Source organism: Pseudomonas sp. MB-090624, from assembly GCF_003205245.1.
Classification (GTDB): Bacteria; Pseudomonadota; Gammaproteobacteria; order Pseudomonadales; family Pseudomonadaceae; genus Aquipseudomonas; species Aquipseudomonas juntendi.
On record NZ_QJRK01000028.1, the window covers coordinates 36,922 to 48,696 of the forward strand.

Consider the following 11,775-nt stretch of genomic DNA (forward strand, 5'->3'; position numbering starts at 1 on the left):
TGTCCTAACTGGCACTTGGCGCTGCCGCGTGGGCAGCCTGACGGCGATGGAACAGGCGCTCCAGGGCCAAGTATATGACCGGGGTGGTGAACAGCGTCAGCGCCTGGCTCACCAGCAGGCCGCCGACCACGGCAATGCCCAGTGGCTGGCGCAATTCGGCGCCGGTGCCAAAGCCGAACATCAGCGGTACCGCGCCGAGCAGCGCGGCCAGGGTGGTCATGATGATCGGCCGGAACCGCGTCAGGCAGGCCTGGTGGATCGCCTGTTCCGGGGAAAGGCCCTGCTGGCGCTGGGCTTGGAGGGCAAAGTCGATCAGCAGGATGCCGTTTTTCTTGACGATGCCGATCAGCAGCACGATGCCGATCAGCCCCATGATGCTGAAATCCTGGCCCATGGCCCACAGCAGGATCAACGCGCCAAGGCCCGCCGAGGGCAGGGTGGAGATGATCGTCAGTGGGTGGACAAAACTTTCGTACAACACGCCGAGAATGATGTACACCGCCACCAGTGCCGCCAGGATCAGCCAAGGCTGGCTCGCCAGCGAGCTTTGGAAGGCCTGCGCCGCGCCCTGGAAGTTGCCGCTGATCGAATCGGGCATGCCCAGCTCGCGCTGGGTGCGTTCAAGGATGCTCACCGCATCGCCAAGGGCCACGCCGGGGGCCAGGTTGAACGACAGGTTGGCGGCCGGGAACAGGCCGTCGTGGCTGATCGACAGCGGCCCGGTACTGGGCGGCGCCACATGGGCCACGGCCGCCAGGGGCACCATTTCATTGCTCAGGGGCGAGCGCAGGTAGAAGTAGTTGAGGCTCTCGGCTTTGCCGCGCTGGCGCGCATCCAGTTCCAGAATGACCTTGTACTGGTTGTTGTCGGTCTGGAACTCGCTGATCTGGCGCTGGCCGAAGGCGTCGTACAGTGCCTGGTCGACGTCTGTAGTGGTCAGGCCGAAACGGGCGGCGGCCTGGCGGTCGATGTCGATGCGCGTGACGCTGGCCCCCAGTTGCAGGTCATTGGACAGGTCGCGCAGCGCCGGGTTGTTGCGCAGCCGCTCGGTCAGGCGCTGGGTCCACAGGTTGAGCGCCTCGGCGTCGTTGCTCTTGAGCACGTACTGGTACTGGGTGCGTGAAGGGCCGGAGCTGAGGTTGATGTCCTGGCCGGCGCGCATGTACAGCACGATTCCCGGCACCTGGGCCAGCTTGGGGCGCAGGCGGTCGATCAGTTCGCTGGCCGAGACATCCCGCTCGCCACGGGGCTTGAGGGCAATCCAGAAACGGCCGTTGGCGATGGTCTGGTTGCTGCCGGTAACGCCCACCGAATGCGAGAACGCGCGCACCGCCGGGTCGGCACCGATGATTTTCGCCAGCGCCTGATGTTTCTCGATCATCGACGGGTACGACACATCCGCGGCCGCCTCGCTGGTGCCAAGGATGAAGCCGGTGTCCTGCAGCGGGAAAAAGCCCTTGGGGATAGCCACGTAGCCCACGACCGCCAGCGCCAGGGTCACTGCGAACACGCCCAGCGTCACGCGCTGGTGGGCGAGGGCACGGTTCAGGCCCCGCTCGTACCAGTTGACCAGGCGTTCGCCGAAACCGCCCTGGTGCCCGCCAGGTGGGCGGTGCATGAACAGCGCACACAAGGTCGGCGCCAGGGTCAGCGACACCACCACTGAAATCAGGATGGTGGATGTGGCGGTCAGGGCGAATTCCTTGAACAGCCGGCCAACCACCCCGCCCATGAACAGCAGTGGGATGAACGCTGCGATCAGCGACAGGCTGATCGAGACCACGGTGAAGCCGATTTCCCCTGCACCCTTGAGCGCTGCGGTACGGCTGTCGTCGCCGGCTTCCAGGTGGCGGTGGATGTTCTCCACCACCACGATGGCATCGTCCACCACGAAACCCACGGAAATGACGATGGCCACCAAGGTCAGGTTGTTCAGGCTGAAGCCCAGCACGTACATCAGTGCGCAACTGGCGATCAGCGATACACCCAGTACGCTGGATACCACCAGCGTCGCCGACCACTGGCGCAGGAACAGCGCCATCACCCCGATGACCAGCGCCACGGCGATCATCAAGGTCAGTTCCACCTCATGCAGCGAGGCGCGGATGGTTTGCGTGCGGTCTTGCAGCACCGACACCTCGACCGAGGCCGGCAGCATTTCCTGCAGCTTGGGCAGCGCGGCCATGACCCGGTCCACGGTGTCGACGATATTGGCGCCGGGCTGGCGGAAGATCACCAGGTTCAGCCCCGGCTGGTCGCCGGACCAGGCCTTGACGTAGGCGTTTTCCGCGCCGCTGACGACCGTGGCCACGTCGCGCAGGTACACCGGGCTACCGTTGCGGTACGAGACGATCAGTTGCGCGTAGTCCTCGGGGTGGAACAGCTGGTCGTTGGCGGCCAGGGTCGACACGCTGTGTTCGCCGTACAGGGCGCCCTTGGCCAGGTTCAGGCTGGTTTGCGCAATGGCCTGGCGCAGGTCGGCCAGGGTCAGGCCGATGGCGGCGAGTTTTTCCGGCTGCGCCTGCACGCGGATCGCCGGGCGCAGTTGCCCGGTGATGTTGATCAAGCCGACCCCTTCGATCTGGCTCAACTGCCGAGCCAGCAAGGTTTCGGCGTAGTCGCTGAGGTCGTTGCCGGGCATCTGGCTGGAGCTGACTGTCATCACCAGCACCGGGCTGTCGGCCGGGTTTACCTTGCGCCAGGTGGGCGGGTTGGGCAGGTCTTGCGGCAGGCGCGCAGTAGCGGTGTTGATTGCCGCCTGCACTTCCTGCGCGGCCGTGTCGATGTTCTTGTCGAGGGTGAACTGCAGCACCAGGGTGGTCGAGCCCAGCGCGCTGCTGCTGGTCATCTGGGTCATGCCCGGGATGGCACTGAATTGCACCTCCAGCGGGGTTGCCACCGACGAGGCCATGGTTTCCGGGCTGGCGCCGGGCAGTTGCGCGGTCACCTGAATGGTGGGGAAATCGGCCTCGGGCAAGGGGGCGACCGGCAGCCGTGGGAAGGCGATGGCGCCCAACAGCACCAGGGCGAAGGTCAGCAACAAGGTGGCGATGGGGTGGTCGATGCACCAGGCCGAAACACCGTTGCGCGTGTTCATGGCTGGCTCCGCTGGTCTGCCATGGCCGGCGCTGTAGGCGCAGCGGGGCTGACCTCTACCCGTGAACCGGGCTTGAGCCGCGACTGGCCATCGAGCACCAGGCGCTCACCCGGCTTGACCCCGGCAATGACGTTCAGCTCGCTGTCCTGGTACAGCACCTTGACCGGCACGCTGGTGACCTTGTCGCCGTCCAGGCGGTAGACGAAGTGCCCGTCCACCCCACGTTGCACCACCGGCGGCGGGACCACCCGGGCGTTTTCCTGCACGGCGGTGCGCAGGCGGACGGTGACCAGTTGCCCCGGCCACAGGCGGCCGTCCTTGTTGTCGAATTCGGCTTTGACCCGCACGGTGCCGGTGGTGGCGGAAACCTGGTTGTCGATCAGCGCCAGGTGGCCTTCGCCAAGCAGGCTGCGTTCGCCGTCAGCGTCCATGTACGCCTGCACCAGCGCAGGTGTCGGTGCCGTGAGCAGGCGTTGCAGGGTTGGCAGCATTTGCTGGGGCAGGGCGAACTCGACGGCGATCGGGTCGATCTGAGTCACGCTGAACAAGCCTTGCGTGTCGCTGGTGCGTACCAGGTTGCCCGGGTCGACGTTGCGAATGCCCACCCGGCCAGTCACCGGCGAGCGGATCCGGGTGTACGACAGCTGCACCTGGGCGTTGGCGATGGCTGCCTGGTTGCCTTTGACGGTGGCCTGCAACTGATTGACCAGTGCCTGTTGCTGGTCGAGCTGTTGCCTGGACACGCCGTTATCGCGGCTGAGCAGGCGGTAGCGCCGCAAGTCCACTGCCGCCACCTGGATCTGCGCCTGGCTTTGGCCGAGCAGGGCGCGCGCCTGGTCGAGCTGGGCCTGTATGGCGCGGTCGTCGAGGGTGGCGAGCAAGTCGCCCTGCTTGACCCACTGGCCTTCCTTGACCAGAACCTGGGTCAGTACCCCCTCTACCTGCGGGCGCACCTCGACGCTGTGCAGCGACAGCACCGAACCGATGGCGCTGGCGTAGCGGGGTACGTCCTGTTGGACGACGGTTACCACCCGCACCGGGATGGCCGTTTGCGAGCGGGCGGCGGGGGCAGGCTGGCGCTGGGTGTACCAAGTTCCCGCTGCTACCAGGACGAGCAGTACCAAGGCGGCAAGCAAGGCAGAGCGGAACGGACGTCGCATTGGCGCGGGCACCTTGGCCAGAGGGGAAGGGTGGTCAGTCATTCAATCTTATAGCCGCCGAACCGGGTCGGCAGCGTGACCGCTGGCTGACAGCCGTGTCAGTTTCAGATCACCGGCTGCACGGTCTGCTCCTTCGCGGGTGAACCCGCGCCCACCACCTGCAGGGCTAGAAACCGATAAAGGCGTAATACACCGGGGGCTCGTTGGTGGTGTGCAAACCATGCCCTTGCAAGCCCGCCGCCAGCGTCTCATCCTCCACATGCAAGGTCCACTGTGTACCGTCATCATCCGGCACCTGCGCCAGCGCCCCGGCAAACGCGCCCATGTCCGGCAGGTAGGCGGTAAACCCGTTGCCCTTGAGCGCACTGGTGGTCATGCCCAGTGCCTGGCACACCGCCACCTTGGCGGCAATGTCGTCACGGTCGGCCTGGCGCGAAGCCTGCACCAACGCCTCCAGCCCGGCATCCACCAGTTGCGTGCCGTGAAGCAGCGCAGGCCCCTGCTGCCAGGCTTCTGGCGGGCAGTCCTTGGCCTCTGGGCGCAGGGGGAGGTGCGGGTTGATTTCCACCGGGTAGATGCGGCAAACCAACGGCCGTTGCTCATAGATGCTGCACCGGTCGTTGTCGTCCAGGTTGCGGCAGCGGCCGGGGTTGAACGCGGCAAAGGTCACCGACACCCGCGCCTGGCCATTGCCGCAGGCTACCGGGTACGACCGGCGCAGCACATGCTCACGTTGCTCCACCGGCATGCCCGGGCCATCGGTGACGAAGGCTTCGATCAGCACAACCACCTGACCGCCGTCATGTGCCCAGCGGCCTGCCTCGGCCAGGGTCAGGGGGACATGGTGGCCGCTGCAGCACTTGCCGCATCCGGTGCAGCCAAAACGCAAGGTGGCGGTCACTTGGCTTGCGGGCTCCATTCGCTGACGAAGGCACGCTGCTGTTGGCGGTCGTACAGGCACAGCTCGGTGCCAGTGCGCTGCTGCATGTGCTTCTGCGGGTAGACACCTTCTACCAGCAAGGCACTCATGCCTATCTGGTCATCGAATTCGGCGGGCTTGCCGCGGGCGTGGGCGTCCTTGAACTGGCTGGCCGCCAGGCAGGCTTTGAGCATCTGCTGGCGCTGCGTGTTCCAGGCCTGGCTGCTGGAAGCCTGGGCGATACCGCTGAAAAGGGCGCAGCCGATCAGGATGGAGCTGAGATACTTCATGGCGGGTTCCGGCATATTTTTTGCGAGGGCGCGAATTATGCCCGACTTGCCCCCGGCAGCAAGCCGGGGAGTTTGTCGCTGAATATATCAGTGCTCGGCGAACACCACGGCGCGTGCTGCCACCACCAGACAATCGGTCAGCTCCGGCGAGGAAAACTTGGTGAGGATGGCATTCGCCCCGGCCTGGGTTGCCTTCTCGCTGCTCATGGCGCTGTCCAGCGAGGTGTGCAGCAGCACGTACAGGTGCTGGAAGTCGGGGGTTTCACGCAGGGTTCGGGTGAAGGCGTAGCCATCCATCTCGCTCATTTCGATATCGGAGACGACCACGTTGATCTCCTGTGCAGTGCCTTGCAGTTCCAGCAGCACATTGATCGCGTCCTTGGCGCTGCGCGCGGTGTGGCACTCGATGCCCAGGTTGCGCAGGGTGTGCACCGACTGCTGCAGGGCCACCTGGCTGTCGTCCACCACCAGGATATTGGTGGCGGCCAGCAGGCTGGCATCTTCTGCGCTTACTGAGCCGCGCGCTGGCTCTGGCGCAGGCGGGGCAATGCCGTGGATGACCTTCTCGATATCCAGCACCTGCACCAAGGTGTTGTCGACGCGGGTAACACCGGTGATGAACGAGCGGTTGCCCGAGGCATAGGGCGGCGGTTTGATGTCGGTGCTCAGGCAATGCACGATGCGGCTTACGGCCTGCACGTGCAGGCCCTGGCGCGAACGGCTGATCTCGGTGACGATCAGGCAACCGCCTTGCGGGTCCTCCAGCGGCTGCTCGCCGATGGCACGGGACAGGTCGATGACCGACAACGAATGGCCACGCAAGGTGGCTACGCCTTTCACGTGGGGGTGGGACTCGGGCAGCTTGGTCAGCGGCGGGCAGGGGATGATCTCGCTGACCTTGAGCAGGTTGATTGCCATCAGCTTGCCGCTGCGCAGGGTGAACAGCAGCAGCGACAAGGAGTCCGCGCGGGCTTTTTGCGTGGCCATGGTGACCTTCGGTGGGAAACAGGGGGGATAACCGGTTATCGGCCTGGTCGGGCCGGGCTTTAGGTCTGTATTGCCTGTTCTGGCCCAATCGCCGGCAAGCCGGCTCCCACAGGGATTGCATCAGGGCTGGCAGGTGTTTGTCAGAAGATATGCAGCGCCTGTGAGATCGAGCGCCGCCCGCGCGGCGCATCGCGAGCTGCGCTCGCTCCTACGTTTGTTTCGGGCCAATTATGCCTGTGGGATTTGTGCGCGAACGCCTTGGCGCATGCCTCAATATCGCGCCGTACAAACAAGGCGGTCGCGCGCACCTGGCACAGGGGTTACTGGCCCGAAACAAACGTAGGAGCGAGCGCAGCTCGCGATGCGCCGCGCGGGCGGCGCTCGATCTCCCAGGCGCTGAACATGCTGCGGCTACCCTTGCCAGAAACCATAGAATCTCCCACAGGGATCGCATCAGGGCTGACAGGTGTTTGTCAGAAGATATGCAGCGCCTGTGGGCCCCGGCCAGTTACCGCTCGCGCAGGGCCTCCTTGGCCCGGTTCAGCGGTTTGATCAGGTAATCGAGGATGGTTTTCTCGCCAGTGCGGATATCCACTGTGGCAATCATCCCCGGGACAATCGCGAAGTGCTTGCCGGCCTTGTTCTTCAGGCTGTCCTGCTCGGTACGGATGAACACGCGGTAGTAGTAGATTTCCGGTTTCACCTCGTCTTGCAAGGTATCCGGCGAAATACCCACCACCTTGCCATCCAGCCCGCCATACACCGAATAGTCATAGGCACTGATCTTGACCTTGGCCGCCTGGTCGGGGTGGATGAAGGCAATGTCGCGCGGGGCGATGCGGGTTTCGATCAGCAGGCGCTCGTCCATCGGCACGATTTTCATCACCTGGCCACCGGGCTGTACCACGCCGCCCAGGGTGTTCACCTCGATGTCCTTGACGATGCCGCGCACCGGCGAACGCAGGGTCAGGCGGGTGAGCGAGTCGCTGCGCCCGCGGATCACCTCTGACAGGCTGTCGGCCTCGGCGCTGGCCTTGGCCAGCTCCTCCCGGGCGCGCACCAGGTAGTCGGACCGGGCCTCGTTGGCTTTGAGTTCAAGCTCCGAACGCTGGCGGTTCAGGCGGATGACCTCAACCCGGCTGGAGGCGCCCATTTTCGCCAGGTTTTCGGTGATCTTCAGCTCGCTGCGCACCAGCCGCAGCGAATCCTCGATGCCGGCCAGGGTCTGCTCCAGGCCACGGCGGCGGGTCTGATACAGCGCCGTTTCCGCTTCGATCAGCTCGGGCGAGTCGCGCAGGCTGGCCGGGAAGGTCAGCGGCTTGCCGGTCACCTCGGCTTGCAGCCGGGCCTGGCTGGCTTTGGCGGCGCGGTACTTGGCTTCGCTTTCGCCCACGCTGGAGGCGGTCTTGGTCGGGTCCAACTGGGCCAGTACCTGGCCGCGCTCGACCAGGTCGCCTTCGGCCACGTTCATCTGCGCCACGATCCCCCCTTCGAACGACTGGATCACCTGCTCCCGGGAGCTGGGGATGACCTTGCCGGTACCGGTGGAAACCTCGGTCACCTCGAACCAGGCGGCCCAGGCCAGGAACGCGGCCAGCATCAGCGCGCTGAGGGTGATGAGGCGCCCGGCGCGGAATACGGCCTGGTCGTCCTGCCCGTCCAGGTAGGACGCCGGGAGTTCGTGGTTGCTCATGCCTGCGCTCCTTGCAGTTTGGCCAATGCGGCATCGCGGGTGTCATCGATGACGATGCGCCCACCGTCGAGCACCACGATGCGCTCGACCCGTTGCAGCACGCTCAGGCGGTGGGTAGCGATCACCAGCGTGCGGCCCTGGCAGAAGCGCTCCAGGTTATCCAGCAGTTTGCGCTCGGTCATGTCGTCCAGCGATGCCGTAGGTTCATCCAGCAGCAGCACCTGTGGCTGGCGCACCAACAGGCGCGACAGCACCAGTGCCTGGCGCTGGCCGCCAGACAGGCCCAGGCCGCCTTCGAGGATCAGGTGGTCCATACCCTTGGGCAGGCGGCGGACAAAGTCCAGCGCCCCGGTGGCAGCCAGCGCGGCCACCAGTTCCTGGTCGCTGGCCTGGCCGGCACCGAGGGTCAGGTTTTCCCGCAGGGTGCCGTGGAACAGCCGCGCGTACTGCGGCAGCAAGCCTACGTCGCGGCGCAGGTCAGCAGGGTCGAGGTGGGCCAGGGCGATGCCGTCCAGGCTGACCTCGCCCTGTACCAGGTCCATGGCCCCGCCCAACGCCTGCAGCAGGGTGGACTTGCCCGCGCCGTTGCGGCCGAGCACTGCAATGCGTTCGCCCGGCTGAATATCCAGTTGGCCAATGTTGAGCACCGGGGGGGATTCTTCGCTGTAGCGGAAGTTGGCCTGGCGCAGGCGGTATTCACCGCGGATTGCCGGCAGGTGCACGCGCGCTTCGCCTTCGGGGTGGTCGACCGCCGACTGCATCAGCTTGTCCAGGCCTTGCAGGGCGACCTTGGCCTGCTGCCAGCGGGTCAGCACATGGGTCAGCTGGGCCAGTGGCGCCATCATCCGCGACGACAGCATCGACGCTGCCACCAGGCTACCGGTGGTGAGGTCGCCGGCGATCACCATCGGTGCACCGACCACGATGACCACGGCAAACACGGCACCTTGCACGTTCTGGGTCCAGGTCACCAGGCCGTTGGTGAGCGTGCGCAGGCGCAGGTTGGTATGTGCACAGGCTGCGTTGTACTGGTTCCACTGGCGCTCGAAGCGTGCCTCGGCCTGCAGCGCCTTGATTTCGTCCAGGCCCTGGATGCTTTCCACCAGCATGGCGTTGCGCAGCGCCGACTCGCGCATCGAGGCGTTGGCCAGCCGCGCCAGGCGCCGCTGCGCCAGCAGGCCTGGCAGCAGCATGGCCAGCAGCGCCACCAGCGGGATGAACACCAGCACGCCGCCGATCAGCCAGAACACGAACAAGAACAGCAGGAAGAACGGCAGGTCGGCCAACGCCGTGGCAGTACTGGAGGTGATCAAATCGCGGATCGACTCCAGTTCGCGCAGTTGCGAAATGAACGAGCCGGTGGACTTCGGCCTCACCGAGTTGCGCAGGCGCAAGGCATGGCCATAGACCAGGTCACTCACCCGCAGGTCGGCGCGCTTGCCGAGCAGGTCGGTGACCTTCAGGCGCAGCAGGCGCATGCTGAAGTCGAACACCAGCGCCAGCACCACGCCGCCGAACAGCACGTACAAGGTGGGCAGCGATTCTGCCGGGATCACACGGTCGTAGACCTGCATCGAAAACAGCACCCCGGCCAGCGCCAGCACGTTGGCCACCAGCGAGGCGACCATCACCTGCCCATAGGGGCGCAGGTCGCGCAGCACGATACGGGCGAACCAGTGGCGGTCGTAGGGGGCGGTGTAGTCATCGGTGCGCACATCGCGCAACGGCCGCGCCGGCCGCAACAGCGCAACCCGGGTGATGCGGCCCTTGAGCGTGGCGCGGGGCAGGCGTGTGGTCAGGCCCTGGTCACCGGCGAACACCACCGCCAGGTCATCTTCTTCGGTGACTGCCTCGACCACGGCCAACTGGCCATCGTCCAGCTCCAGTACCAGCGGTGTACGCCATTGCCGCAGGCCCTTGGCATCGAAGCGCACGAAGCGCAGTGCCAGGCCGGCCTGGCGGGCCATGTGGCGAAGAATTTCGTCCAGCGGCCGGGCATCCTCCACCGCCGCCAGGCGAATACGCTGGGGCGACACGTCCAGGCGGTAGTGGTGCGCCACCTGCAGCATCACCTCCAGCCACGGCCCCAGGTCAGGCCGTTGGGCCGCCTCAGGCGCTGCTGCCGCTGGCTGGGTGGGCAGGGTTACATTGATCGAATCGCTCATGGCTGGATCTCCACACCTTGCAGGTTGCGCCCCTCAAGGCCAAAGGCCGCGCGCAGCGCGCCGGTGTTGTACAGGCAGTCGACATCCAGGCGCAGCAGGTCGGAGCGGGTGCCGGCAAGTTCGAACCGTGACTGGTAGATCTCCTGCTCGGCGTTGAGCAGGTCGAGCAGCGGCCGTGTGCCCAGGTCCAGATACTGGTGGCCATAGAGCATGCGCGCCTCCTGGATGCTGACCTGGCGCGCTTCCAGCGAACTCAGCCGGCGGCCCAGCCCGGAGGTTTGTGCCTGGGCCTCGGCCAGGCCACGCCGTGCCTGCAGGCGTGCGGCATCTTCGGCGGAGTCGGCGGCGCTCAAGGCGTGGCTGGCAGCGCGGCTGCGGGCGCTGATCGCACCACCTTGGTAGATCGGTACCTCGACGTTGAGGTAGATGCCCGCCTGGGTGCGGTCCATGCGTGAGTTATCGCGGTTGTAGTCGTTGTCCAGGTAATGGTTGACCTGGGGCTGCAGCGACACGGTCGGGTAGGCCTCGGCCTTGGCCTGGGCCAGCTCTGCCTGGCCTTGCGCACGCTGGGCCAGGGCCATCAGCACGGCCGGCAGGCGATCATCGCCTTGCGCAGGCCGCTTGCAGGCCTGGTTCAACGCCGCAGGCGACTGCTCGGCCAGGGCCGGCGGGGTCACGCGGCCCATCAGCGCGGCCAGGGTGGAGCGCCAGCGCTCGTATTGCGACTGGTACTCCTCCAGGGTGGCGCGGGCGCTTTCCACGCGGGATTCGGCCTGTACCACGTCGGAGCGGGTGCTGGCGCCCATGTCGCTGCGCTGGCGAGCCATCCCGGCAATGTCGCCCACCCCGCGGATCTGTTCGCGGGCAATGGCCATCAACTGTTCGTAGCGGCGGGTTTCGATCCAGGCATAGGCGGTGTCACGGGCCAGGTCGTCCACCACCAGCAGGATATTGGCCTGGGCCCGCGCGGCGGCGGCCTGCGCCGCGTTGACGGCGCTGTCGACCTTGCCGAAGTCGTAGAGCATCTGCTTGAGCGACAGGTTGAGGGCCTGGCTGTTGCGATCGCCCCCGTAGCCGGTGTCATAACCGGTGCGGATACCGCCGGAAATCTGCGGGTAGTAACCCGCGCGGGCGACGTTGATGCCTTCGCCCTGTTTGTACAGGTTGCCGATCGCTTCGGCGATGCTGGGGTGCCATTGCGCGGCCTGCAACACCGCCTCGGTCAGGCCCAGGCGCTCGCCACTGGCGACCGGGGCCATGCCGGTGGGTGGCCGCGCAGGCACCGCCGCGGGCGCATCGCGTAGCAGCGATGGCCCGATGTGGCGCAGGTGGGGGTCTATATCATCGGCTGCCTGGGCAACCGGTTGGAGATTCAGGGCCAGGAGCCCGCAGGCTCCAAGCAATAACGGTGACAGCGGACTGCTTCGCTTCACATAGTTCCCTTACTGCTGGTCGTCCATGCCG

The 11,775-nt window shown here is 66.0% G+C and carries 8 protein-coding genes; all 8 read right to left on the reverse strand.

What is annotated here, in order from left to right; translation table 11 throughout:
* Window positions 1-4: 4 nt before the first annotated feature.
* Entirely contained in the window at window positions 5-3,097 is a 3,093-nt protein-coding gene (locus DMX12_RS16665; RefSeq protein WP_110678764.1) for a multidrug efflux RND transporter permease subunit, read from the reverse strand.
* Window positions 3,094-4,257 (reverse strand): efflux RND transporter periplasmic adaptor subunit, encoded by a 1,164-nt coding sequence (locus tag DMX12_RS16670; RefSeq protein WP_110678766.1) that lies wholly within the window; start codon window positions 4,255-4,257, stop codon window positions 3,094-3,096. The genes DMX12_RS16665 and DMX12_RS16670 overlap by 4 nt, the downstream gene beginning before the upstream one ends.
* A gap of 166 nt (window positions 4,258-4,423) precedes the next feature.
* On the reverse strand, window positions 4,424-5,158 hold the full coding sequence (locus DMX12_RS16675) for a YkgJ family cysteine cluster protein (RefSeq protein ID WP_110678771.1): 735 nt from the start codon (window positions 5,156-5,158) through the stop codon (window positions 4,424-4,426).
* On the reverse strand, window positions 5,155-5,466 hold the full coding sequence (locus DMX12_RS16680; RefSeq protein ID WP_110678773.1) for a hypothetical protein: 312 nt from the start codon (window positions 5,464-5,466) through the stop codon (window positions 5,155-5,157). Before DMX12_RS16680 ends, DMX12_RS16675 begins: the two co-directional genes overlap by 4 nt.
* 87 nt (window positions 5,467-5,553) lie before the next feature.
* The gene (locus DMX12_RS16685) at window positions 5,554-6,453 is read right to left on the reverse strand and encodes a chemotaxis protein (RefSeq protein WP_009685181.1); all 900 of its coding nucleotides are present in this window, start codon (window positions 6,451-6,453) and stop codon (window positions 5,554-5,556) included.
* Window positions 6,454-6,961: 508 nt separating this feature from the next.
* Complete coding sequence (locus DMX12_RS16690) at window positions 6,962-8,146, reverse strand: HlyD family type I secretion periplasmic adaptor subunit (RefSeq protein ID WP_054911426.1); 1,185 nt, start codon at window positions 8,144-8,146, stop codon at window positions 6,962-6,964.
* The gene (locus DMX12_RS16695) at window positions 8,143-10,311 is read right to left on the reverse strand and encodes a type I secretion system permease/ATPase (protein ID WP_110678775.1); all 2,169 of its coding nucleotides are present in this window, start codon (window positions 10,309-10,311) and stop codon (window positions 8,143-8,145) included. The genes DMX12_RS16690 and DMX12_RS16695 overlap by 4 nt, the downstream gene beginning before the upstream one ends.
* Complete coding sequence (locus tag DMX12_RS16700) at window positions 10,308-11,744, reverse strand: TolC family outer membrane protein (RefSeq protein WP_110678778.1); 1,437 nt, start codon at window positions 11,742-11,744, stop codon at window positions 10,308-10,310. The genes DMX12_RS16695 and DMX12_RS16700 overlap by 4 nt, the downstream gene beginning before the upstream one ends.
* Between the last annotated feature and the right edge of the window lie 31 nt (window positions 11,745-11,775).

Excerpts from the sequence above, each read along its gene's own strand:
- DMX12_RS16665 (WP_110678764.1), bottom strand. The coding sequence starts at position 3,097 with ATGAACACGCGCAACGGTGTTTCGGCCTGGTGCATCGACCACCCCATC.
- DMX12_RS16670 (WP_110678766.1), bottom strand. The coding sequence starts at position 4,257 with ATGCGACGTCCGTTCCGCTCTGCCTTGCTTGCCGCCTTGGTACTGCTC.
- DMX12_RS16680 (WP_110678773.1), bottom strand. The coding sequence starts at position 5,466 with ATGAAGTATCTCAGCTCCATCCTGATCGGCTGCGCCCTTTTCAGCGGT.
- DMX12_RS16685 (WP_009685181.1), bottom strand. The coding sequence starts at position 6,453 with ATGGCCACGCAAAAAGCCCGCGCGGACTCCTTGTCGCTGCTGCTGTTC.
- DMX12_RS16690 (WP_054911426.1), bottom strand. The coding sequence starts at position 8,146 with ATGAGCAACCACGAACTCCCGGCGTCCTACCTGGACGGGCAGGACGAC.
- DMX12_RS16695 (WP_110678775.1), bottom strand. The coding sequence starts at position 10,311 with ATGAGCGATTCGATCAATGTAACCCTGCCCACCCAGCCAGCGGCAGCA.